General features: G+C 60.7%; 18 protein-coding genes. 13 read left to right on the top strand and 5 right to left on the bottom strand.

Annotated features, from left to right (window positions below; all coding sequences use genetic code 11):
- Window position 1: 1 nt before the first annotated feature.
- Window positions 2-6520 (top strand): Hpt domain-containing protein, encoded by a 6519-nt coding sequence (locus ACE3PH_RS03425; RefSeq protein WP_374316552.1) that lies wholly within the window; start codon window positions 2-4, stop codon window positions 6518-6520.
- A gap of 16 nt (window positions 6521-6536) precedes the next feature.
- Complete coding sequence (locus ACE3PH_RS03420; protein WP_374316550.1) at window positions 6537-7598, top strand: GGDEF domain-containing protein; 1062 nt, start codon at window positions 6537-6539, stop codon at window positions 7596-7598.
- A 17-nt stretch (window positions 7599-7615) separates the two neighbouring features.
- Here the strand turns inward: ACE3PH_RS03420 and ACE3PH_RS03415 are convergent, their stop codons facing one another.
- Window positions 7616-9121: a deoxyribodipyrimidine photo-lyase gene (locus ACE3PH_RS03415; RefSeq protein ID WP_374316548.1), complete on the bottom strand. Its 1506-nt coding sequence runs from the start codon at window positions 9119-9121 to the stop codon at window positions 7616-7618.
- Between the two features lie 50 nt (window positions 9122-9171).
- Between ACE3PH_RS03415 and ACE3PH_RS03410 the strand changes: the two genes are divergently transcribed.
- The 8 genes from ACE3PH_RS03410 (at window position 9172) to ACE3PH_RS03375 (ending at window position 15670) form a co-directional block, all read left to right on the top strand.
- Window positions 9172-9756, top strand: a complete 585-nt coding sequence (locus tag ACE3PH_RS03410) for a YqgE/AlgH family protein (RefSeq protein WP_374316546.1) — start codon at window positions 9172-9174, stop codon at window positions 9754-9756.
- On the top strand, window positions 9753-10151 hold the full coding sequence (gene ruvX, locus ACE3PH_RS03405) for a Holliday junction resolvase RuvX (protein WP_374316544.1): 399 nt from the start codon (window positions 9753-9755) through the stop codon (window positions 10149-10151). The genes ACE3PH_RS03410 and ruvX overlap by 4 nt, the downstream gene beginning before the upstream one ends.
- Before the next feature lie 66 nt (window positions 10152-10217).
- Window positions 10218-10667, top strand: coding sequence for a bifunctional pyr operon transcriptional regulator/uracil phosphoribosyltransferase PyrR (gene pyrR, locus ACE3PH_RS03400; protein WP_374316886.1), 450 nt, complete (start codon window positions 10218-10220; stop codon window positions 10665-10667).
- The gene (locus ACE3PH_RS03395) at window positions 10664-11635 is read left to right on the top strand and encodes an aspartate carbamoyltransferase catalytic subunit (RefSeq protein WP_374316542.1); all 972 of its coding nucleotides are present in this window, start codon (window positions 10664-10666) and stop codon (window positions 11633-11635) included. Before pyrR ends, ACE3PH_RS03395 begins: the two co-directional genes overlap by 4 nt.
- Entirely contained in the window at window positions 11632-12957 is a 1326-nt protein-coding gene (locus tag ACE3PH_RS03390) for a dihydroorotase (RefSeq protein ID WP_374316540.1), read from the top strand. The genes ACE3PH_RS03395 and ACE3PH_RS03390 overlap by 4 nt, the downstream gene beginning before the upstream one ends.
- Window positions 12958-12962: 5 nt before the next feature.
- Window positions 12963-13739, top strand: a complete 777-nt coding sequence (locus ACE3PH_RS03385; RefSeq protein WP_374316538.1) for a lysophospholipid acyltransferase family protein — start codon at window positions 12963-12965, stop codon at window positions 13737-13739.
- A 219-nt stretch (window positions 13740-13958) separates the two neighbouring features.
- A complete protein-coding gene (locus ACE3PH_RS03380) occupies window positions 13959-15221 on the top strand; it encodes a porin (protein ID WP_374316536.1) in 1263 nt (420 codons plus the stop codon).
- A gap of 17 nt (window positions 15222-15238) precedes the next feature.
- Window positions 15239-15670: a hypothetical protein gene (locus tag ACE3PH_RS03375; RefSeq protein ID WP_374316534.1), complete on the top strand. Its 432-nt coding sequence runs from the start codon at window positions 15239-15241 to the stop codon at window positions 15668-15670.
- Window positions 15671-15727: 57 nt separating this feature from the next.
- On the opposite strand, the gene ACE3PH_RS03370 is transcribed toward ACE3PH_RS03375, so the two are convergent.
- A complete protein-coding gene (locus ACE3PH_RS03370) occupies window positions 15728-16672 on the bottom strand; it encodes a UDP-glucuronic acid decarboxylase family protein (protein ID WP_374316532.1) in 945 nt (314 codons plus the stop codon).
- Window positions 16673-16860: 188 nt separating this feature from the next.
- Between ACE3PH_RS03370 and ACE3PH_RS03365 the strand changes: the two genes are divergently transcribed.
- The gene (locus ACE3PH_RS03365) at window positions 16861-18087 is read left to right on the top strand and encodes an acyl-CoA desaturase (RefSeq protein ID WP_374316530.1); all 1227 of its coding nucleotides are present in this window, start codon (window positions 16861-16863) and stop codon (window positions 18085-18087) included.
- A 92-nt stretch (window positions 18088-18179) separates the two neighbouring features.
- Here the strand turns inward: ACE3PH_RS03365 and rpmG are convergent, their stop codons facing one another.
- The 3 genes from rpmG to trxB all read right to left on the bottom strand — a co-directional run bounded on the left by rpmG (window position 18180) and on the right by trxB (window position 19752).
- On the bottom strand, window positions 18180-18350 hold the full coding sequence (gene rpmG / locus ACE3PH_RS03360; protein WP_374316528.1) for a 50S ribosomal protein L33: 171 nt from the start codon (window positions 18348-18350) through the stop codon (window positions 18180-18182).
- Between the two features lie 14 nt (window positions 18351-18364).
- Window positions 18365-18598: a 50S ribosomal protein L28 gene (gene rpmB, locus ACE3PH_RS03355; RefSeq protein ID WP_374316526.1), complete on the bottom strand. Its 234-nt coding sequence runs from the start codon at window positions 18596-18598 to the stop codon at window positions 18365-18367.
- Window positions 18599-18795: 197 nt separating this feature from the next.
- The gene (gene trxB / locus ACE3PH_RS03350; RefSeq protein WP_374316524.1) at window positions 18796-19752 is read right to left on the bottom strand and encodes a thioredoxin-disulfide reductase; all 957 of its coding nucleotides are present in this window, start codon (window positions 19750-19752) and stop codon (window positions 18796-18798) included.
- Window positions 19753-19943: 191 nt separating this feature from the next.
- Here trxB and ACE3PH_RS03345 point away from each other — a divergent pair, with 191 nt between their 5' ends.
- Both ACE3PH_RS03345 and ACE3PH_RS03340 read left to right on the top strand, forming a co-directional pair.
- Window positions 19944-20615 (top strand): Crp/Fnr family transcriptional regulator, encoded by a 672-nt coding sequence (locus tag ACE3PH_RS03345; protein WP_374316522.1) that lies wholly within the window; start codon window positions 19944-19946, stop codon window positions 20613-20615.
- Window positions 20616-20664: 49 nt separating this feature from the next.
- Window positions 20665-23127: a DNA translocase FtsK gene (locus ACE3PH_RS03340; protein WP_374316520.1), complete on the top strand. Its 2463-nt coding sequence runs from the start codon at window positions 20665-20667 to the stop codon at window positions 23125-23127.

Genomic DNA, 23127 nt, shown 5'->3' with positions numbered 1-23127 from the left:
CATGGACAACCTGCACGTCGCCCCCATGTCAGACGACCTCAGCGCGCTGGCATGGGTTCAAGAAGAGCTCCGCAAGTCGCTGGATGCCGCGCATAAGGCGCTGCACCGTTGTCTGAAGGAGGTGGGACCATCCGGCCTGTCGGACATCGACGCCATTGACCCTGGCGTGCTGCGTCAGGCGCGCCAGCAAATTCACCAGAGTGTGGGTGCGCTCGAGTTGGCGGGGTTGACCGCCGGCGCCACCATGCTGCGTGCCAGTGAGGCAGTCATCCAAAAGTTCATCAGCCGGCCGGCTGCCCTGAACACCAAGGCTGTCGAAACAGTGGAGCACGCGTCGTTTGCGTTGCTCGACTACATGGCGCGCAAGCTGGCTGGCAAGTCTGTATCCGCTCTGGCCTTGTTCCCTCAGTATGAGGCCCTGATTGCGCTCGCAGGCGGTGGCATGGCTCGCCCCATTGATCTGTGGGGGCAGGACTGGCCGACGGTGTCGCTGGAAGCGCCTCTGGCAGTCCCGGCGTATGTGCAGCCACGGCCGGTTGATGTCGCCGCTGTCGAAGCGTTCGAATCCGGTTTGCTGCAGATCATGCGCCGTGGTCAAGGTGCTGACGTTGGACCATTGGCGCAGTTGTGTGCGGGTCTGGCTGCCGGGGCCTCTCAGCGGCAAGCCCATCGCGAATCGGCAACCTGGATGCTGGCCAGTGGCTTCCTGGAAGCTTTGGCTGGTGGGCATCTGCCGCTGGGTGTGCATGCCAAACGCGTGCTGTCAGCTTTACTGAGCCAGTTGCGTGTGTTGGCCAAGGGGCAGGATCTGCCATCTGACCGGCTGGCTCAGGAGTTGCTGTTTTTCTGTGCCCAGGCGACGGGTGTAGACGACACGCAAGACACGGTGTTGTCTCGCGTTCGCAAGACATTCGGACTGTCGCGTCATACACCTGTCGACCTGTTGGTGTCCAAACTCGGGCGTTATGACCCGGCGTGGATTGCACAGGCCATCAAGCGCGTGGCTGGGGCCAAGGATGGCTGGTCTGCCGTGGCTGGTGGCGAGTTGTTGCGCCTCGGTGGCTTGAATGAACAATTCGCGCTGGTCAGTGACTCGCTGCGCCGCCTCTATCCTGATGGCGATGTGCTGGCAGAGGCCCTGTCTCGTGCGGTGTCCCAGACGGTGCAGGCAGGGCAGTCGCCCGAGCCCAGTCTGGCCATGGAAGTGGCGACCAGCATCCTGTATCTGGAAGCCTCGCTGGAAGACGCCGAGTTCGACCACCCCGAGCAGCAAGGGCGTGTGGACCGTCTGGCTGCCCGCATTGATGCGGTGCGCCAGGGACAGGCACCTTCGCCACTCGAAGCGTGGATGGAGGATCTCTATCGCCGCGTTTCTGATCGCCAGACCATTGGCAGCGTGGTGCAGGAGTTGCGCACCAACCTGAGCGAAGCGGAAAAGAGCATCGACCAGTTCTTCCGCGACACGTCGGACCAATCCGTTCTGAGCGCTGTGCCGAGCCAGTTGCAGGCCATGCGCGGTGTGCTGGCCGTGCTGGGTTTGGATCTGGCTGGCCAGGCGACGGTTCGCATGCGCGATGACGTCAACGAGTTGCTGCAGCCGGGTGCCGATGTGCAGGATGCGGCGCACAAGGGCTTGTTCGATCGCCTTGCGACCAACCTCAGTGCCTTGGGGTTCTTGATTGATATGTTGGGTGTGCAGCCCAACCTGGTGAAGTCCTTGTTCCGCTTTGACAGCGATACCGGGATCCTGACACCGTTGATCGGGCGAGAGCGTCAGGCGCAAGTGCCAGATCTGGCTGACCCAACCGAGGTGCATGCCCTGCAGGCTGAGCGTGAACAGGTTCAGGCCACGGTGGAGGCCCTGGCCGAATCGGTTGCGCGAGACGACATGCAGTTGTCTGATGTGTCCGGCGAATTGCAGAAGCTGGCCGACATCCCGCTCGTGCAGGATCAACCTGCTTTGGCGGAGTCTCTGGCCTCGGCCCAGGCTGCACTGGCCACTGCGCAAGCGTCTGCAGACGAGGGTGCCAGCCAGGCTGCACGTGAGCAGGTGGCTCAGGTCATGAGCGATTTCGCGCAATCGGTTTCCGATGCTGCATCGCTCGAACCCGCGCCCATGGCACCGGAAGCACTGTCACCTGTCGCTCCGGCTCCCCTGATGCCCACCCCGGCTGTCGTCGTCGAATCCACCGGACTGGAGGAAGACGATGAAATGCGCGGCATCTTCCTCGAGGAGGCAACTGAGGTCATCGACACCGCCCGCGAGGCCATGGCAGGGCTGGCATCCCAGCCCGGTGACATTGGTTTGCTGACCACGGTACGTCGGAGTTTCCACACGCTCAAGGGCAGTTCTCGCATGGTCGGACTCAACGACTATGGTGAGGCCGCCTGGGCTTGCGAGCAGCTGTTCAATGCCTGGTTGGCATCGCAGAGCCCCGCTAGCCCGGACTTGCTCGGTCTGACGAACGAAGCCCTGAATTACATGGCTGGCTGGACGCAGGCCATTTCTGCCCGTCAGGAGCAGGGGTGGATCAGTGCGCCGGTCATCCGCGCTGCCGATGCATTGCGGCTGGAAGCTCGTCGAGAGTCCATCGAGCTGCCGGTTGTCGGGGAGGCCTCAAGTGAGGCTCTGCCGATCGTCGAGGTTGTCGAGCCTGAAGAGTTGCTTGCGCCGGCTGTCGAGTTTGTTGCTGAGGCGCCAGATGTGCCGCAGGATGCGGTGGAGATTGTCGAGGTGGCTGAGGCCATCGAGATGCCTGCCGATGTCTTGTCCCAGGCAGGTGTCGAGCAAGTCGATGGGGTCGAGACAGTTGAGGTTGCCGAACTGCTCGATGCACCCATCAGTGAGTTCGCCTCCACATCCATTGAGCCGGTCACCCAGCCGGGCGAGTTGGCGGAAGTCGCCTTGCCCTCGCTGGACGGTGAGCTGCTGAGCCTCGACCTGCCTGAAGAACCTGTGGAACTTGAAGCAGCTCAGGCCGAAGCGATCAGTGATCTGGTTGTGCCTGAGCCTGAGTTGGTCATCGCGGAGGTCGTCTCGCCTATCGAGGTGGAAGCCGTCGAGCTCGATCTGAGCGCCATGGAGGACATGGTCGCGCCGGAAGTCCATCTGCTTGATGAAGCCGGTGCACAACCAGAGACCAATGATGTCGCGCCCGTCGAGTTGCTGGCCCCGGAAGATCTGTCTGTCGTCGATCTGGAACTGCCTGCCGACGAGTTGCCTGTGGCCGATTCCGTCGAGTTGGTCGAAGGCGTTACCGATGACGTCGCGCCGTTTGACGCACCTGCTGACGCACCGCTTCAAACTGATGGCGCTGCACTGGTCGACTCTGACGACCAGGTCAAGGTGGTCGGGCCGCTGCGCATCAGCATTCCCCTGTTCAACATTTACCTCAATGAGGCGGACGAACAGTCTCGTCGCCTGTGTACCAATCTGAGCGAATGGGCGCTCGAGTTGCAGCACCCTGTGTCGGACGACGCGATTGCGCTTGCTCACTCGCTGGCAGGTAATTCGGCGACCGTTGGCTATGCCGAGTTGTCGCAGTTGGCCCGTCTGCTTGAGCACAGCCTGATGCGTGCTCAGACTCTGGGTGAAGGTGAGCCCGAGGCCGCCGCTTTGTTCAACGAAGCAGCGGACGAGATTCGGCATCTGTTGCATCAGTTTGCAGCAGGCTTCCTCAAGACACCCAGCGATGAACTCATGCGTCGCCTGGAGTCTTATGACCACGAGGCGTCCCGTCGCATCGAGGCGCGCAGTCTGGTGGCCGATGAGGCTCCAGAGGACGGAGCCCGTGACTACGGCCACCTGAAGCTGGTTCATTCCGCTGAACCGGTGGAGGAAATTGCTCCAGTTCAACCGATGTCACCGATTCAAGTCGGTGTGGCCGAGATCACATCGGTTGAATCCTTGCCAGTGGCACCTGCCGGGCAACAGGCTCGCACCGTTGAGGCCCGTTCGTCGTTTGACGACACGGATGACATCGATGCGGAAGACATCGTTGATCCGGACCTGTTCCCGATCTTCGAGGAAGAGGCGCGTGAATTGCTGCCGCAACTGGCTGGCCAGATGCGAGAGTGGCTGAGTCAGCCCGCCCACCCGGCTGCGCCCGCAGCCTGCATGCGGACCTTGCACACGTTCAAGGGTGGCGCCCGTCTGGCAGGTGCGATGCGTCTGGGCGAGTTGGCCCACCGCATGGAAACGGCCATTGAGCACCTGATTGCCAAAGAGTCGCTGACTCACACAGACGTCGAGCCGATCGAGGCGCGTGTTGATGCGCTGGTCGATGCCTTTGAGCAACTGTGTCAGCGTGATGCGCAGGCCTATGAGGCTGAAGCGAGCAAGCCTTTGCCGCCGGCCGAACCGATCGAACACGCGACCTTTGCTGAAGAATTGCCGGCCGAGATGCCGAGTGAGCCTGTGCCTCAGTTCGAAGCCGAGCCAATCGCTGTCAGTGATACCCCAGTTGTGGAGGCTTCGGCCCCCTATGACGCGGTTGTCGAGGCTGCTCCGACCGGCATGGAGGTTTCAACGCCACCTGTTGCCCCCGAGGTGACCAGGATCGATTGGAGCAAGGCAGGGCGGCAGGGGCATCAGCGCACTTCTGCACCGGTGCGTGAGGCCGCTACCCACAGTACGGGTGTGGTTCGTGTGCGCCCGCAACTGCTTGATCGACTGGTGAACCATGCCGGTGAAGTCAGTATCACGCGGACCCGCCTGGGTTCGCAAATCGGCCAGATTCGCGGCTCGCTGACCGACCTCACGGACAACCTGGACCGCCTCCGCCAGCAGCTGCGCGATATCGAGCTGCAAGCGGATACGCAGATGAACACCCGGATGGAAGCCGCTCGTCTGGCGAGCCAGAACTTCGATCCGCTGGAGTTCGACCGCTACACCCGCTTCCAGGAGTTGACCCGGATGATGGCCGAGTCGGTCAACGACGTGGCCACCGTGCAGCGCTCGCTCTCGCGTTCGCTGGAAACCGCGGAAGACCAACTGGCTGCGCAGGCACGACTCACCCGCGACCTGCAGGACGACCTCCTGCGTACCCGCATGGTGGAGTTCGAAGGCTTGTCCGACCGCTTGTATCGTGTGGTTCGTCAGGCTGCCAAGGAGACCGGCAAGCAGGTTCGTCTCGACATCGTGGGGGGTGCTACCGAAGTTGACCGGGGTGTGCTGGACCGGATGACCGGTTCCTTCGAGCACTTGCTGCGTAATTGCATCACCCACGGCATCGAGTTGCCTGAGGTGCGTCAGGCCGCTGGCAAGGACCCGGCGGGTCTGGTGACCGTGTCCCTGCAACAGGAAGGCAACGAAGTCAGCATCGAGTTCCGTGATGACGGCGCGGGTCTGCATCTGGATCGCATCCGTGACAAGGCCGTGGCTCAAGGTCTTCTGGCCTACGATGCGCAACCGACGCATGCGGAACTGGCTCAGCTGATTTTCATGCCAGGTTTCTCGACTGCTGAAACGGTGACGGGTCTGGCTGGTCGTGGTGTCGGTATGGACGTCGTGCGCTCCGAAGTGAACGCCATGGGGGGCCGCATCGAGACTGCCACGGCGACCGGTCAAGGCACGAGCTTCCGTTTGATCCTGCCGTTGACCACGGCTGTGACGCAGGTGGTCATGTTGCGGGCTGGCACGGTCAACGTCGCCGTTCCAACCCACCTGATCGAGATGGTTCGCCGTGCCAAGCAGGCAGAAGTGGACCAGTCTTATCAGACGGGCACCTACCAGTTCGGCGAACACGTTCTGCCGTTCTACTGGCTGGGCGCCTTGCTGCAACTGAGCCCACGCGGCCTGGAGGAAGGTCGTTCGCTGCCGGTGATCATCATCCGTTCGGCCCAGCAGCGTATCGCCGTGCACGTGGACGAAGTGCTGGGCAACCAGGAAGTGGTGGTGAAGAACCTGGGGCCGCAGTTGTCTCGCTTGCCTGGTCTGGCCGGCATGACGCTGATGGCGTCGGGTGCGGTGTCCCTGATTTACAACCCGGTGGCGCTGGCTGCCGTGTATGGGGAGCGTGCCCAGGCTTATACGGCGCAGTCCTTGCTGCGTCCTGCCGAGGCCGTGACAGCCCTCGAAAGCACAGGTGTGCCTGAGCACACGGTGCCGGTGTCTGAGGCGCAGCCGCCGCTGGTTCTGGTCGTTGACGACTCCTTGACCGTGCGCCGTGTGACCCAGCGCCTGCTGGCTCGCGAAGGGTACCGCGTGACCCTGGCCAAGGACGGTATCGAAGCCCTGGAGCGCCTGGCCGAGGAAGTCCCTGCCGTGGTGCTGTCCGACATTGAAATGCCGCGCATGGACGGTTTCGACCTGCTGCGCAATATCCGTGCGAACGAGCACTGGGCTCAATTGCCTGTGGTCATGATCACGTCCCGCATCGCTCAAAAGCACCGCGACCATGCCGAACAACTCGGCGTCAATCACTATCTGGGTAAACCCTATGGCGAAGATGAACTGCTCGCCTTGGTTGCTCGCTATGCTCTCAGCCATGAGGCTGCGGCGGTTCCAGGCAGCGAATGACGCATGAGGAAATAAGTTGAAACAGGCTATCGATCAACTGGCCCATCTGACGGCTCAGCGTGATCGGGAGTTGCTGGATGTCTCCTTGGCCCAGAGTGTGCTGGAGTTGCTGCCCGTCTTGAGTGTGGGCGTGCACCGGTTGCTGGGTCAGGATCCATCCGAACAGCGTTGGTTGCGCGCGGGTTTTGCCAGCAAAGGGCAATTGACAGTCAGTGATCCGCCCTGGGTCGATCCTGAAACCTTGCCCCGCTTGATGGACAAGCCGTTCCGTGTCGAGGCGCTGAACACCCGTATGCTGGTCCAGCGTCAGCTTGAAGATCAGGAACTGTCTGTGGAAGAGGGCTCACGCTGGTTGACCATCCTGACGCTGCATGCAGAGTCAGGCGAGTCCGGCGTCCTCGAGGTGGAAACCGACGCACCACTGCCCCTGCGTGAGCTCAAGGCCATGCAGACCATGTTGCGGGTGTTTGGCAACTTCCAGAATTTGCTTGAAAGCAGCCAGCGTGATGCGCTGACTGGCCTGCTCAATCGGCAGACTTTCGATGCGACCTTCCTCAAAGCGTCGCTGCCGCCTGCGGGTGGCAGTGATGTGCTGGAACAGGCGGACCGGCGCGAGGCCAATATGAACTCCTACTGGCTGGGCGTGGTCGATATCGACCATTTCAAGCTGGTGAACGATCGATTCGGCCATCTGATCGGTGACGAGGTTCTGGTGTTGGTGGCGCGCATCATGCGCCAGACCTTCCGTCACTACGACCGGTTGTTCCGTTTTGGCGGCGAAGAGTTCGTGATTCTGGTGCGCGGTGGGTCCGAGCAGCATGCCTTGCGTGTGTTTGAGCGCTTCCGGCTGAACATGCAGGCCTATGCCTTCCCGCAGGTTGGGCAAGTCACCATCAGTCTGGGCTTCACGGAAGTGCGCTCCGGCGACACGCCCAGCGCGGCATTCGCGAGAGCCGACCAGGCGGTCTATCAGGCCAAGCACCAGGGCCGCAACCGCACCTTCAGTTTTGAAGCGTTGGTGGCGTCAGGTGTCATCCAGCTTGAAGACGACAAGGTGGGGGACGTCGAACTGTTCTGACAAGCTGTGTAGCGTTGTCAGCGTTTGCGTCCCTTTCGCTCGCCACCATTTTCCTTGATCACCGCATAGCGCTGCAGCGTTTCCTGGCGTGCTTCGTCGTGCTGGACGATGGGCAGAGGGTAGTCGCTGCCGATGCGGATCCCGGCTTCGCTCAACTCCTTGGCGGAGGCGAGCCACGGTGCGTGAATGGCCTGGTCGCTCAAGCCGCTCACTTCGGGTACGTAGCGTCGTATGAACTTGCCGTGCGGGTCGAATTTCTCGCTCTGGTTGATCGGGTTGAAGATGCGGAAGTAGGGTTGTGCGTCGCAACCCGTGGAGGCAGCCCATTGCCATCCGCCGTTGTTGGCGGCCAGATCGAAATCCAGCAGCTTTTCTGCGAAGTAGTGTTCGCCCCGCCGCCAGTCAATGCCCAGGTCTTTCACCAGGAAGCTGGCTGTGACCATGCGCAACCGGTTGTGCATGTAGCCGGTTTCGTTGAGTTGCCGCATGGCGGCATCGACAAGCGGGTAGCCGGTACGACCGCCACACCACGCTTCGAAATGGGCCTCGGCGCGTGGCCCGTGCGCCCATCGGATCTGGTCGTATTCGCGCTTGTAGGCATGCCCCACCACGTGAGGGTGGTGGTGCAGGATCTGGTGGTAGAAATCGCGCCAGATCAGCTCGGACAGCCAGGTCATGGCACCTTGAGAGCCCTGCTGGGCGCGGTCCCAGGCCAATGACGCCAGGTGGCGGATGGACACCGTGCCGAATCGCAGGTGAGGGGCCAGGTAGCTGGGCCCTTTGACGCCGGGAAAATCCCGGGCTTCGTCATAGTGGTCGATGCGGTGCAGAAAGTCGTCGAGTAACAACTGGCCTCCGCGCATGCCAGCGGGGATCTTCAGGGGTTCGGTGGCCTCGAAGCCCAACTCCGCCAGCGAGGGGATGTGGCCGCCTTCTGCCGAGATCGGGCCAATCTGAGGGGGGATAGGGCTCAGCGCCGTGGCATAGGTGGCAATGGGGTAGGGCTTGAGGTAAAACGGATCGAGCTTCTTGAGCCACGCAGCCTTGTATGGAGTGAAGACGCCATACGGGGTGTCGTTGCCGGTCAGCACTTCATTGCGTTCGAAGATCACATGGTCCTTCGACGTGAACAAGGCCGCACCGATGTCGCTCAGGCGCCCTCTGACGCGTGCGTCACGGGCGATGGCATCTGGCTCGTCATCGTGATTGGTGTAGACGGCCTGAACGCCCAGCTGAGACGCCAGCCGGGGAATCACGTCCTCTGGATGTCCGTGGCGCACGATCAGGCCACAGGTGTCTGTTCGACCCAGTTGACGCAGTCCTTCATCCAGTTCCAGCAGGCTGTCGCGGATGAAAACGACCCGTCGATCCGAGCGGGGCAGGGGGTCGAGGATGCCTTTGTCGAACACGAAGGCGCACCACACGCGGCGTGCCGATTTCAAGGCGTAATACAGCGCAGCGTGGTCGGTGTGACGCAGATCACGTCGAAACCAGACAAGTGCGGCATCAATCTGATGGTTCATGTGGTTTGGTGCAGGGCAGCATGACTTGTCAGGCGACTAAAATCGAGCTTATGTCTGAAGGAACCCCCTCGATCAACCTGAGCAATCAGTTTCTCATCGCCATGCCTGGCATGGTAGACGGCAATTTTGCCGGCACCGTGGTGTACTTGTGCGAGCACAACGACAAAGGGGCACTCGGTCTGGTGATCAACCGGCCCCTTGACATCAATCTGCAAAACCTCTTCGAGAAAGTGGACCTCAGTCTGGCACGCGAAGACATGGCCTCGTTGCCGGTCTATCTCGGTGGGCCGGTTCAGACGGAGCGCGGTTTTGTATTGCACGACAGCCTGGATGAAGAGGGTGGCCACTACAGCTCGTCCATGCAGATTCCAGGTGGGTTGGAAATGACCACATCGCGTGATGTGCTGGAGGCCATTTCCAATGGCGCGGGGCCCAAGCGTGTGTTCATGACACTGGGCTATTCAGGGTGGGGTGCAGGCCAGTTGGAAGACGAGCTCAGCCGCAATGGCTGGCTCAATGTCGCAGCAGACCACCGCGTCATCTTTGACACCCCGGTAGAAGACCGCTACGACCAGGCACTGGCGCTGTTGGGCATCGACCGCAGTTTCCTGCAATCTGATGCGGGGCATGCATGAGCGCTGCGCAGAGCTTGCTGGCCTTTGATTTCGGCGTCAAGCGGGTGGGGGTCGCCTGTGGCAACACCCTGATGCGTCAGGCGCAGCCCTTGTGCACCATCGCGGCCGAAGGAGATGCCCGTTTTGCCCAGATCGCGCTGCTGATCAAGGAGTGGCAGCCCCAGTCCCTGGTGGTGGGGGTGCCGTATCACCCTGATGGCGCAGCCCACGAAAACACGGCGAAGGCCAAGCGGTTTGCTCGTCAGCTGCAGGGGCGTTTCAACCTGCCAGTACACGAGGTTGATGAACGCTACTCCACCACGGAGGCCATTGCCGGCGGTGCCCGTGACCTTGACGCCATGTCTGCAGCCATCTTGCTGCAACAGTATTTCAACGAACATCCTGAAGGGGCTTGAGTGAGCGAAGTTCAAACATCCCTGAGCCTTGATGCCGAGGCCCTCTATGTCAACCTGCTGTCCGGCATGCGCCGGCTGGCAACGCCAGACATGGCGCTGGTGGGCGTGTGGTCCGGTGGGGCCTGGCTGGCCGAGCGTCTCAGCAAAGATCTGGGCCGCACGGAGCCGCACGGCGTGATTTCGTCTGCCCTGCACCGCGATGACTATGGCTCTCGCGGCCTGTCGGGGGCGACCTCTGCCACCCATTTGCCTTTTTCTGTCGATGGCCGGCACATCCTGCTGGTCGACGACGTGCTCTACACCGGCCGCACCACGCGGGCGGTGCTCAACGAGCTGTTCGACTTCGGGCGCCCGGCCAGCGTGACGCTGGCTGTGCTGGTCGACCGCGGTGGCCGTGAGCTGCCCATCGAGCCCGCGCTGTCTGCAGCCCGCATCACGCTACCGGCAACGCAGCGGGTGTCGCTGGCCCGCGCCGCCGATGGTGGTTTCCAGTTCCACTTCGAGAGGGTCGAATGACCATTCGCAAACCCCAACGCAATCCGCAACTCAACAGCCATGGTGAGTTGATTCACCTGCTGTCGACCGAAGGGCTGCCCAAGCCCATCATCACCCAGATCCTTGATACCGCTGCCACCTTCCTGAGCGTCAATGACCGCGAAGTGAAGAAGGTGCCGGTGCTGCGTGGCAAGAGCGTGTTCAACCTGTTTTTTGAGAACAGCACGCGCACGCGCACCACGTTCGAGATTGCGGCCAAGCGCCTCAGCGCAGACGTGATCAACCTCGACATTGCACGGTCGTCTACCGCCAAGGGCGAGAGCCTGCTCGACACCATTGCCAACCTCAGTGCGATGAGCGCCGACATGTTCGTCGTGCGTCACTCGGAGTCGGGGGCGCCTTACCTGATCGCCCAGCACGTGGCGCCGCATGTGCACGTGATCAATGCCGGTGACGGCCGCCATGCCCACCCGACGCAGGCTCTGCTAGACATGTTCACGATCCGGAACTACAAGAAGGAGTTCCACAACCTGTCGGTCGCCATCGTCGGCGACATCGTGCACTCGCGTGTGGCGCGCTCCAACATCCATGCCCTGACTACACTGGGTGTGCCCGATGTGCGTGTCGTGGGCCCCCGCACCCTGGTGCCCGGTGACCTGCGCGAAATGGGCGTGCGTGTCTGTCACGACATGGTCGAAGGCATCCGAGACTGTGATGTCGTCATCATGCTGCGACTGCAAAACGAACGCATGTCGGGCGGCATGCTGCCCAGCTCCGGCGAGTTCTTCAAAGAATTCGGCCTGACGCCTGAGAAGCTGGCCTATGCCAAGCCGGATGCCATCGTGATGCACCCGGGGCCGATCAACCGCGGGGTCGAGATCGACTCCGCCGTGGCAGATGGCAAGCAGAGCGTCATCCTGCCCCAAGTCACTTTTGGTATCGCGGTCCGTATGGCCGTCATGTCCATCATCGCGGGCAACGAAGCATGAAGATCCTCATCAAGAACGGCCGACTGGTTGACCCAGCTTCCGGCCTGGACCAAATTGGCGACCTGGCCATCTCGGGTGGTCGCATCACGTCCATGGGCGCCGTCAGTGCCGACTTCACTCCTGATCGGACCATCGACGCGACAGGTCTGGTAGTGGCCCCCGGGCTGGTCGATCTGGCTGCACGTCTGCGTGAGCCGGGCCATGAGCATGAGGGCATGCTCGAGTCGGAACTGGCCGCTGCCGCGGCGGGGGGCGTGACCAGCGTGGTCTGCCTGCCCGATACCGACCCCACGCTGGACGAGCCAGGCCTGGTGGAGATGCTCAAACTGCGTGCCCGCAAGCTCAGCCGTTGCCGACTGTTCCCGCTGGGCGCCTTGACGCGAGGGCTCAAGGGCGAAGCGCTCACCGAGATGGCCGAGCTCACCGAGGCCGGTTGCATCGGCTTTTCGCAGGCTGATGCCCCCGTGAAAGATGCCCTGGTGCTCAATCGCGCTTTCCAGTATGCGGCAACCTTCGGCTATACCGTCTGGCTGCGTCCGCAAGACGCGTGGCTGGGCAAGGGTGTGGCTGCCAGTGGCTCTGTGGCGACTCGCCTCGGTCTGTCGGGCGTGCCGGTCAGTGCTGAAACAATCGCCTTGCACACCATCATCGAGCTGGTTCGTGCCACTGGCGTGCGCGTGCATCTGTGCCGTCTCTCCAGTGCCGCAGGGGTGGACCTGGTCCGCCAGGCCAAGGCCCAGGGCTTGCCCATCACGGCGGATGTGAGCATCAACTCGCTGTTGCTGACCGACGTGGACATTGGTTACTTCAACCCAGCCATGCGTTTGACTCCGCCACTGCGCCAGGGCCGTGATCGCGATGCCCTGCAGACTGGTCTGGCCGATGGCACGCTGGATGCGCTGGTGTCGGATCACAACCCCGTGAGCGACGACGAAAAGATGCTGCCGTTTGGTGAGGCCACACCTGGCGCCACCGGACTGGAGTTGCTCTTGAGTCTGGCCTTGAAGTGGGCCGGTGCTGACGCTGGCGGTGATCTGTCTCCTGCTGCCCTGCGTCAAGCCCTTGCTGTGGTCACCTGTGGCCCGGTCAAGGTGCTGGGCGAAGCCTTGGGGTCGCTGGCTTCCAGCGCAGGTCGGCTGGTGCAGGGCGGCGTGGCCGACATCTGCGTGGTCGACCCGAAGGTGCACTGGCGTGTCGAGCGTGATCTGCTCGTGAGCCAAGGCAAGTTCACCCCGTATGCATTCGAGTCGACGGCGTCCGAGCTGCCGGGGCGCGTCTGTCTGACACTGGTGGCCGGTCAGGTCGCCCACGAGCTGGAGTGATCTGGATGAGCACCACGGTTCAGTTAGCAGATCGGTCTGTATTTGCCAACGGCCTGCTGGCGTCCTTGCGGGTGCTGAAGGTCCTGATCATGGTGGTGCGGGGGTTATGGCTTGCTCGCATGCCTTACGCCAGCTGGATTCCCGCCAAGCGCGAGGCTGCGATCCTGGTGTGGTCACAGCAGATGCTGCAGTGCCTTGATATCGAACTGGTGGTGCATGGTTCTGCTCGTCCAGGCCCCAAGCTGGTAGTGGCCAACCACGTGTCGTGGCTGGATATTGTGGTCATCAATGCTGCCGTTCCTTCGCGTTTTGTCTCCAAAGCCGAGGTGCAGCAATGGCCTGTGGTGGGCCGCATCGTGACCGCAGCCGGTACCCTGTATCTGCAGCGTGAACGGCGCCGGGATGCCATGCGGGTGATCGGCCTGGTATCTCAGGCCCTGCAGGCTGGTGACACCGTTGCCCTGTTCCCTGAAGGCACAACTGGCTCAGGGCACAAGCTGTTGCCCTTCCACGCCAATTTTCTTCAGGCGGCCATTGATGCGGGTGAGCCGGTGCAGCCCATGGCATTGGCCTACAGTGAACCGGGCTATGCCGTCAGCCCATCCGTTGAATTCGTGGGGGAGACCACCCTCATGCAGTCGCTGTGGCGGGTGCTGACGGCACGTGGGCTCAAGGTGGAGTTGAGCATATTGCCGCTGCAGGCTGCAAATCATGCTGACCGACGTGCCTTGGCAGCGTTGCTGGAAACCCAGATCGAGGAACGTCTCGCCCATCGCGGATGACTGGCTCACGCTTGAGTCTGATCATGATCTGATGCTTGCGTGACGAAATGCCGGGTGTAGCCGGCATTTTTTCACCATACGAGTATCAAGAAGTGACTCGAAGATGTCGACAACCACAAAGCTTTTCAGATAACGGGAACACCCCACTCTGAAAAAGGTTCCGGCTGCGGTCGGTTCCCACAGGCTCGCTGTGGTCCAACATATCGAGGAGTCATTTTCATGTCCCATTTCAAACATCGGCACCTGCCCCTGGCTCTGGCAGCCATGGCTGCCTGCATGAGCGCGCATGCGGGTGGTTACACCTCCGAAGACGGCAAATTCAGCCTGTCTGGCTTTGGCACCCTGGGTGCTGTGAAGCTGGATACGGACGATGCTGAGTTCAACTACAAAGGGCAGCGTGGTGGTGCCGGCAGTGATTTCAGCCTGAATCCGGACTCCAAGATTGCTGTCCAGGGGACCTACAAGTTCACGCCGACAGTGTCTTTCACTGCTCAATTGATGAGCAAGTACGATGCCGAAGGCCAATACACCCCGTCGGTAGAGTGGGCCTTTGCAAAGTGGCAAGCGTTGCCTTCCGTGGCCATTCGCGTTGGCCGCATGGGCGCGCCCCTGTTCATGATTTCCGACTTCCGTGAGGTCAATTACGCCAACCTGTGGGTGCGTACGCCTCTGGACGTCTACGGGCAGGTGCCATTCAGCAGCTTCAACGGTGCAGATGCCAGCTACCAGACCTCGATTGGCGACACCACCTTGTCGGCCTCCATCTTTGCTGGCCGCGCCGATACCAAATACAGCCTGTCGGATATCACCGAACCGTCCAAGGTGATCCTGAACAACATGCGTGGGATCAACCTGCAAGCCGAGTTCGATGGTGGCATCACCCTGCGTCTGGGCCACACCCAGGGCAAGCTGAAAGTGGAGTCGGATACCACCGAGACCCTGGCAGGCTATGCTGCACTGTGTGCTGCGGCAGCCCCTTGTGCCGAAACACAGGCTTTGCTGACCGCCTCTGGTGCGGACGCCTCATTCACGGGGATCGGCCTCTCGATCGACCGTGGCAACTGGCTGGCCTCGATGGAGTACACCAAGCGTAAAACCGACACCTATATCAGTGATACGACTGGCTGGTATGCCTCGGCGGGCTATCGCCTCGGCAAGTTCACGCCCTACCTGGCCGTGTCGAAGATTTCGGTGGACAAGCGTCATACGAACCCTTTGCTTGCCATGGCCCCTGGCGTCCCGCCGTTTTCCCCCTATGTCACGCAATTCCTGGCCACTCAGAACACCGAGCAGCGCACGACCTCACTGGGTGTGCGCTGGGATGTCCTGAGCAATGTAGCGATCAAGGCCCAGTGGGACCGCATCGTCAAGCCGGCTGACTCCGTGGGTATGTTCTATGTGAACGAAACCGTGGGCAGCGATTTCTACGACAACAAACAAACCGTCAACGCAGTCTCGCTGTCTGTTGACTTTGTGTTCTAAAACGAGGGGGCACCAATATGAAGTTCACTCACGTCCTCCGTGGTCTGACTGCTGCCTGCCTGATGGTGGCTGCCAATGTGGCATTTGCTCAAGTAGCTGTCATCGTGAGTCCGAAAAGCTCGGTGACATCGTTGACGTCTGACCAGGCTGCGGCCATTTTCATGGGCAAGACCAACACCTTGCCGAATGGCTCGGTCGCGCAGGCGGCTGACCTGCCAGAGTCCAGTAACGCGCATGAAATCTTCTACAGCAAGGCTGCAGGAAAGACCTCGGCTCAGGTGAAAGCCACCTGGGCCCGGCTGACCTTCTCGGGCAAGGCCACACCACCCCGTGAGCTGGGTTCTGCTGCCGAGGTGAAGAAGTTCGTGGCGGGTAACCCCGATGCGATCGGCTACATCGAAAAATCGGCAGTGGATGGCAGCGTGAAGGTGGTGCTGACAGTGGAGTGAGCCACATTGGTTCACTGCCACCACTGATGAAAACCGGCCATGTGGCCGGTTTTCTATTTAGCCGCCAAGCTGCAGTTGATCTTTGAAATATTGAACAGTGCGCTGGAGTCCCTCTGTCAGCTGGGTGGATGGCATCCAGCCCAGCACATCTTTTGCCTGATTGATGTCAGGCCGACGTTGCTGAGGGTCATCTTGTGGTAACGGCATGAAAGTCAAAGTGGAGCGGCTGCCTGTCATGTCGATAACAAGCTCGGCCAGTTGGAGCATGGAAAATTCAACAGGGTTGCCCAGGTTGAGCGGCCCGGTGACGCCTGATGCAGTCCCCATCAGTTTGATCAAAGCATCCACCATGTCATCCACAAAACAGAAGCTGCGGGTTTGCAAGCCCTGCCCGTAAATGGTGATAGGTTCATTGCGCAAAGCCTGCACGATGAAGTTGCTGACGACTCGGCCATCACTGGGGTGCATCCTCGGTCCATAGGTATTGAAGATGCGGGCTACCTTGATGTCGATTCCATGTTGTCTGTGATAGTCAAAAAAGAGCGTCTCCGCACAACGCTTGCCTTCGTCATAGCAACTGCGTGGGCCGATAGGATTGACGTGGCCCCAATAGGCTTCTGTCTGTGGGTGTACTTCCGGGTCGCCATAAACCTCGCTGGTCGAGGCTTGGAGGATGGGAATTTTCAATCGCTTGGCCAAACCCAGCAGGTTGATGGCACCCAGCACACTGGTCTTTGTTGTCTGGACCGGGTCAAACTGATAGTGGATCGGGCTGGCAGGGCAGGCTAGGTTGTAGATAGCATCGACTTCGACATAGAGCGGAAATGTCACGTCATGTCGCAGCAACTCGAAGCGAAGCTCACGGAGCAAATGGCTGATATTGCTACGTTGTCCAGTAAAGAAATTGTCGACACATAGGACTTCATGTCCTTGCTGGAGAAGACGTTCGCAGAGATGAGAGCCGATGAATCCGGCGCCTCCAGTAACCAATGTTCTGATCATGTCAGGAGCGTGCGCGTGAACCGACGTATGCAGATTTTGTGGTCCTGAATTTTCCCATGATATTGGGATTGCATCTGTTGGAAGTTGTTGCTAGGGAATGGGTTGGCATCGTGTTTTTGGGGGCGCTATCCATGACACAGGTTGCGCTGATCCACCTAAAATCGCGGGTTCCGCTTGAGAGGTTTTGAATGTCAGATTTTGTTTTTGCCGGTGGGTTGATGGATGCGGCACTGCAGTGGTCAATCCATGGACTGCTTGATGCCAGTTGGTGGCAGATCGTCGCCTTCACCCTCGTGGTGACGCACATCACGATTGCGTCTGTCACGATCTTTCTGCATCGGGCCCAGGCGCACCGTTCCCTCGAGTTGCATGCCATCCCGTCACATTTCTTTCGTTTTTGGCTGTGGCTGACCACCAGCACGGTGACCAAGCAGTGGGTGGCGGTGCACCGCAAGCACCACGCCAAATGCGAAACAGTGGAAGACCCGCATAGCCCGGTGACGCACGGCATCAAGACGGTGCTGTTGCAAGGGCGTGAGTTGTACCGCGACGAAGCGCTCAAGGAAGAAACCTTGAAGAAGTACGGGCACAACACGCCAGATGATTGGCTGGAACGTCACCTCTACACCCCGCGCAACAACTGGGGCCCGATCACGATGCTGGTGATCGACCTGGCCTTGTTCGGCGCCATCGGTATCACCGTCTGGGCGGTCCAGATGATCTGGATTCCGATCACGGCGGCAGGCATCATCAATGGCCTCGGGCACTACTGGGGTTACCGTAACTTTGAAGCGGCTGACGCATCCACCAATATCTCGCCCTGGGGCATCATCATCGGTGGCGAAGAGTTGCACAACAACCACCACACCTATCCCACATCGGCCAAGCTGTCGGTCAAGTCCTACGAGTTCGATATCGGTTGGGGCTATATCCGTGCGATGGAAATCGTGGGCCTGGCCAAGGTGCGCAAGACGCCGCCGCGTTTGCAACTGGGTGATGTGAAGCCGGTGGCAGATGCCAAGACGCTGGAGGCCATTGTGGCCAACAGGTATGAATTGATGGCCGGCTATGCCCGTGAAGTGCGGGAGGCCTGCAAGGTCGAGATGAGCCGCTTGAAGTCCAGCGGGCAACAATCAGCAGCTGAGCAGCTTGGCAAGGTTCGCAAGTGGCTCCACCGAGATGACAACCAGGTGCCAGAACGCCTGCGTCAGGCCGTATCTCAGGCGCGCGCTGCGCACCCTGGCTTGGATCAGTTGCTGGCGATGCGGGAAGAGCTGCGAGCCTTGTGGACGCGGACCAATGTGTCTGCCGAGCAACTGGTGCTGGATCTGCAGGCGTGGTGCCAGAAGGCCGAGGCCAGTGGCGTGGCCGCCCTGGAAGAGTTTTCTCGAAAGCTGCGTGCTGCCCACGCTTGACATGCTGCCCCCCGCTACGGCGGGGGTTTTCATATGCAATAAAAAAACCCGCCGAGCCATGCTGGGCGGGTTTTTTACAGGGAAGGGCTGAATTACTTCAGCTTGATTTCCTTGTACAGCACGTGCTTGCGTGCCTTGGGGTCGAACTTCATGAATTCCAGCTTTTCAGGCGTGGTCTTCTTGTTCTTGCTGGTGGTGTAGAAGTGGCCGGTACCCGCAGTGGATTCCAGCTTGATCTTTTCGCGTCCGCCTTTAGCAGCCATTTTTCAGTCTCCGATCAGAGTTCGCCACGGGCACGCAGGTCAGCCAGGACCTGGTCGATACCCACCTTGTCGATCAGGCGCAGAGCAGCCGTGCTCACACGCAGACGAACCCAACGGTTCTCGCTCTCGACCCAGAAACGGCGGTACTGCAGATTAGGCAGAAAACGACGCTTGGTTTTGTTGTTGGCGTGAGAAACATTGTTTCCCACCATCGGGCGCTTACCCGTAACTTGACAGACGCGTGCCATGACGCTTCTCCGTTCGCTAAAAGCTGGTGTTGCGAAGCAGTGATCAGAACAAGAATCACCCCGAAGGCAGACTCTTGGGACATCACCCTTCCGACAAAAAGGCCGCAATGCCTCGGCATTGAGCCCCTATGTCGGGACGAATTTTTGCAAAGACGCTGATTATAGCCAGAAAATCAGCGTCTGCAAAGAGGCACCGATCAGGCCGCCCCTTGCTCCAGGAAGCGCTGAGCATCCAGCGCAGCCATGCAGCCGGTTCCGGCGCTGGTAATGGCCTGGCGATAAATGTGGTCTTGCACGTCGCCAGCCGCAAAAATGCCGGGCACGCTGGTCATGGTGGCAAAGCCATTTTGGCCACCACGGGTGACGATGTAGCCGTCCTTCATCTCCAGTTGACCCTGGAAGATCTCGGTATTGGGCGCGTGTCCGATGGCAATGAAGCAACCCTTGAGGGTCAGGTCCTTGGTGCTGCCATCATCAATGTTTTTCAGGCGCACGCCGGTCACGCCGGTCTGGTCGCCCAGCACCTCGTCCAGCACGTTGAACAGGTGCAACTCGATCTTGCCGGCCGCCACCTTTTCCATGACCTTGTCGATCATGATGGCTTCAGCACGGAACTTGTCACGGCGGTGGATGAGGTGAACCTTGCTGGCGATGTTCGACAGGTACAGTGCTTCCTCCACGGCAGTATTGCCGCCGCCAACCACGCACACTTCCTGGTCACGGTAGAAGAAGCCGTCGCAGGTGGCGCAACCACTGACGCCACGGCCCATGAAGGCCTCTTCCGAGGGCAAACCCAGGTACTTGGCCGAGGCCCCGGTCGCGAGAATCAGGGCATCACAGGTGTAGGTGCCGGCGTCGCCCTTGAGTGTGAACGGGCGCTTCGAGAAATCGACCGCATTGATGTGGTCGAACACCATGCTGGTGTTGAAACGCTCGGCGTGCTGCAGGAAGCGCTGCATCAGGTCCGGACCTTGCACCCCGTGCACGTCGGCGGGCCAGTTGTCGACCTCGGTGGTTGTCATGAGTTGACCCCCTTGCGCCATGCCGGTGATCAGGGTCGGCTTGAGGTTGGCGCGGGCAGCGTAGATGGCTGCGGTGTAGCCAGCAGGGCCGGAGCCCAGGACCAGAACCTGGCTATGTTGGGTGTTTGACATAGTGCGTTTCCTTGTGGGTATGCAAACAAAAAGGGGATTCCCGTCGTATCTTCGGGGTTGTCCCAAGTAAAGACATCGATAAAGTGCCTACAAATTCCGGTAGGAATGCCGAAAATTGTAAAGACAGGTTGTTTGTCGCGTTCGATTCAAGGTGATTCGTTCACCGCGCCATTCATGCACGAGGAGCTCCCATGGCCATGCTGTCCAATCTTGATCTGATCCGGCGCGTGCCACTGTTTTCGATGCTCACGGCTGCCCAGGCCGAAAGCATCGCCGAAAGCGTGGTCAAGCGGCGTTACCGCCGCGGCGAGCTCATCGTCGAACGCGGGCGTAAGAGTAATGCTCTTTTCATTCTTCTGACGGGCCGTGCTCGTGTTGTTGCTGCGGACGAGCGTGGTCGCGAGGTCATCCTGGCGGTGCTGGAAGCGGGCGACTACATCGGTGAGATGAGTCTGATCGACAACGAACCGCACTCTGCCACGGTCCGGGCCGAAGTGCAGACGGATGTGCTGGTACTGGGGCGGGCCGATTTCGCACGGTGCCTGCCGGAGAGTTCCAGCCTGTCTTACGCCATCCTGCGTGGACTGGTGCAGCGCCTGCGCAATGCCGACCGCCAGATCGAGTCACTGGCGCTGCTTGATGTTTATGGCCGGGTTGCCCGTGCCTTGCTGGACATGGCTGATGGCGAAGACGGTGGCCGCATCATCCGTGGCAAGGTGTCGCGCCAGGATCTGGCCAAGCACGTGGGCGCTTCTCGGGAGATGGTCAGCCGCGTGATGAAGGATCTGGAGGAGCGCGGTTTGATCGAAACTCAGGAGACCGGCAGCGTGCTGCTCAAGGACCGCCTGATGGCAACAGCCTGATACGGTTCTCTCCTCTGCAACCTGAGCAAAATGCCCGCACAATGCGGGCATGACTTTTCCTTTGGGATCACTTCGAAGTGAAACGGCTTCCCCCGCTGGTCGGGCGGACAAGCGCAAAGACTCTGGGGGCAGCGCCCGTGTGACCGGTCGCCTGCATCGCCAGCCCGCGCCACCGGCGCCCGAGCCGGGTGACCCCATCGAGCACACCTTGCGGTACCAGGCATTTTTGCTCCTGGGCGGGGTGTTGCTGATTCTGTGTGTGCTGGCCCTGCTGAGCCATGACAAGCTGGACCCAGCCTTCACGACATCCGGTATGCGCACCGAGGCGCACAACTGGGGTGGGCATCTGGGTGCAGTGGCCTCCGATCTGGGGCTGTTTCTGTTTGGCTACTCGGTCTGGTGGCTGATCTTGGTCGGTGCACGGGTCTGGCTTGGTGGCCTGGCGCGTTGGTTGCGGCGTGATACTGGCCTTGCTGTGCCGGTTACAGGGGGGCTTGCTCCTCAGCGCGGTCGCTGGGCCTTCTGGCTGGGCGTGGTGTTGCTGATGTCGTCCAGCTCTGCGCTCGAGTGGACGCGGCTATACCGCAATGAAGCCAATCTGGCTGGCGAGCACGCTGGCGGGGTACTGGGTTGGATGTTGGGGCAGCTCAGCAGCACCTGGTTGGGCTTCAATGGATCTGGGGTGCTGTGGATCGCCTTGCTGGTCGCTGGGTTGGCCTTGGCATTCCGGTTCTCCTGGCTTGATCTGGCTGAACGGATTGGTGCGTCCTTCGAAGGTCTGCGCGAGCGGCGGGAAGCGCAGCGCGAGGTCGAGCGCGATATCCGCCTGGGTGAGAAGGCCACCATTGAGCGTGAGCGCGTGGTCGAAGAAGTGCGCCACGACATGCCGATCGAGCCCGTGCAACTGGTGATTGAACAGCCCATCATTGAGGTGCCGAAGTCCGATCGCATCGTCAAGGAACAGCAAAAGCCGCTGTTCTCCGAGTTGTCTGATACCAAGCTGCCGCAGATCGCGCTGCTCGACGAGCCACCTGGCCGGGTGGAGACCGTGACCGCAGACTCCCTTGAGATGACCTCGCGCATGATCGAGAAGAAGCTCAAGGACTTCGGTGTCGACGTGCGGGTGGTGGCGGCGTCCCCTGGGCCAGTGATCACGCGTTACGAAATCGAACCCGCAACAGGCGTCAAGGGCTCGCAGGTCGTCAACCTGGCCAAGGATCTGGCCCGTTCGCTGTCGCTGGTGTCCATCCGTGTGGTGGAAACCATCCCTGGCAAGAACCTGATGGCGCTGGAGCTGCCCAATGCCAAGCGGCAGATGATCCGCCTGTCGGAAATCCTGGGCTCTCAGGTCTACAACGACGCACAGTCCATGTTGACCATCGGCCTGGGCAAGGACATTGTCGGTGCGCCTGTGGTGGCTGATCTGGCCAAAATGCCGCACTGTCTGGTGGCGGGTACCACTGGCTCCGGCAAGTCGGTGGGCATCAACGCCACCATTCTGAGCCTGCTCTACAAGGCCGAGGCCCGCGATGTGCGCCTCATCCTGATCGACCCGAAGATGCTGGAAATGAGCGTCTACGAGGGCATTCCCCATCTGCTGTGTCCGGTCGTGACCGACATGAAGCAGGCTGGCAATGCCCTCAACTGGGCCGTCGGTGAGATGGAGCGCCGCTACAAGCTCATGTCCAAGATGGGTGTGCGCAACCTGGCGGGCTACAACAAGAAAATGGACGAGGCGAAGTCCCGGGGCGAGTTGATACCCAACCCGTTCAGCCTGACCCCGGAGTCACCCGAGCCGCTGGAGCGCCTGCCGCATATCGTCATCATCATCGATGAGTTGGCTGACCTGATGATGGTGGTCGGCAAGAAGATTGAAGAGCTGATTGCCCGCTTGGCACAAAAGGCCCGTGCTGCCGGTATCCACTTGATTCTGGCTACGCAGCGACCGTCTGTGGATGTCATCACCGGCCTCATCAAGGCCAACATCCCGACGCGGATTTCCTTCCAGGTCAGCAGCAAGATTGACAGCCGCACCATCCTGGATCAGATGGGGGCCGAAGCCCTGCTGGGACAGGGGGACATGCTCTATCTGGCGCCGGGCACGGGTTTGCCGACGCGGGTGCACGGTGCGTTTGTCAGTGATGATGAAGTGCATCGCGTGGTCGAGTACCTCAAGTCGCAGGGCGAGCCCAACTACATCGAAGGCATCCTTGAAGGCGGCACGCTGGACAGTGATGCCGGCGGCGCCGAAGGGGGCGGGGTGGGTGGTGCCGAGGGGGAATCCGACCCCATGTACGACCAGGCGGTCGCCATCGTTTTGCAGCACCGCAAGGCCTCGATCTCGCTGGTGCAGCGTCACCTGCGCATTGGATACAACCGTGCGGCCCGTTTGCTGGAACAAATGGAGAAATCCGGACTCGTATCCAATATGGCCACCAATGGCAACCGCGAATTGCTGGTGCCGGCGCGTGGTGGAGATGGGGGTGCTACCGCAGCCCCTTGGGATGCCTGA

It is taken from the genome of Aquabacterium sp. (assembly GCF_041909175.1).
Lineage (GTDB): Bacteria > Pseudomonadota > Gammaproteobacteria > Burkholderiales > Burkholderiaceae_C > Aquabacterium.
Note: the sequence above shows the minus strand (reverse complement) of the source record. Positions and strands in the feature narration are given on the sequence as shown.

Coding starts and splice junctions, on each gene's coding strand:
- ACE3PH_RS03425 (WP_374316552.1), top strand. CDS start 2: ATGGACAACCTGCACGTCGCCCCCATGTCAGACGACCTCAGCGCGCTG.
- ACE3PH_RS03415 (WP_374316548.1), bottom strand. CDS start 9,121: ATGAACCATCAGATTGATGCCGCACTTGTCTGGTTTCGACGTGATCTG.
- ACE3PH_RS03410 (WP_374316546.1), top strand. CDS start 9,172: ATGTCTGAAGGAACCCCCTCGATCAACCTGAGCAATCAGTTTCTCATC.
- ruvX (WP_374316544.1), top strand. CDS start 9,753: ATGAGCGCTGCGCAGAGCTTGCTGGCCTTTGATTTCGGCGTCAAGCGG.
- pyrR (WP_374316886.1), top strand. CDS start 10,218: ATGCGCCGGCTGGCAACGCCAGACATGGCGCTGGTGGGCGTGTGGTCC.
- ACE3PH_RS03395 (WP_374316542.1), top strand. CDS start 10,664: ATGACCATTCGCAAACCCCAACGCAATCCGCAACTCAACAGCCATGGT.
- ACE3PH_RS03390 (WP_374316540.1), top strand. CDS start 11,632: ATGAAGATCCTCATCAAGAACGGCCGACTGGTTGACCCAGCTTCCGGC.
- ACE3PH_RS03385 (WP_374316538.1), top strand. CDS start 12,963: ATGAGCACCACGGTTCAGTTAGCAGATCGGTCTGTATTTGCCAACGGC.
- ACE3PH_RS03380 (WP_374316536.1), top strand. CDS start 13,959: ATGTCCCATTTCAAACATCGGCACCTGCCCCTGGCTCTGGCAGCCATG.
- ACE3PH_RS03375 (WP_374316534.1), top strand. CDS start 15,239: ATGAAGTTCACTCACGTCCTCCGTGGTCTGACTGCTGCCTGCCTGATG.
- ACE3PH_RS03370 (WP_374316532.1), bottom strand. CDS start 16,672: ATGATCAGAACATTGGTTACTGGAGGCGCCGGATTCATCGGCTCTCAT.
- ACE3PH_RS03365 (WP_374316530.1), top strand. CDS start 16,861: ATGTCAGATTTTGTTTTTGCCGGTGGGTTGATGGATGCGGCACTGCAG.
- rpmG (WP_374316528.1), bottom strand. CDS start 18,350: ATGGCTGCTAAAGGCGGACGCGAAAAGATCAAGCTGGAATCCACTGCG.
- rpmB (WP_374316526.1), bottom strand. CDS start 18,598: ATGGCACGCGTCTGTCAAGTTACGGGTAAGCGCCCGATGGTGGGAAAC.
- trxB (WP_374316524.1), bottom strand. CDS start 19,752: ATGTCAAACACCCAACATAGCCAGGTTCTGGTCCTGGGCTCCGGCCCT.
- ACE3PH_RS03345 (WP_374316522.1), top strand. CDS start 19,944: ATGGCCATGCTGTCCAATCTTGATCTGATCCGGCGCGTGCCACTGTTT.
- ACE3PH_RS03340 (WP_374316520.1), top strand. CDS start 20,665: ATGACTTTTCCTTTGGGATCACTTCGAAGTGAAACGGCTTCCCCCGCT.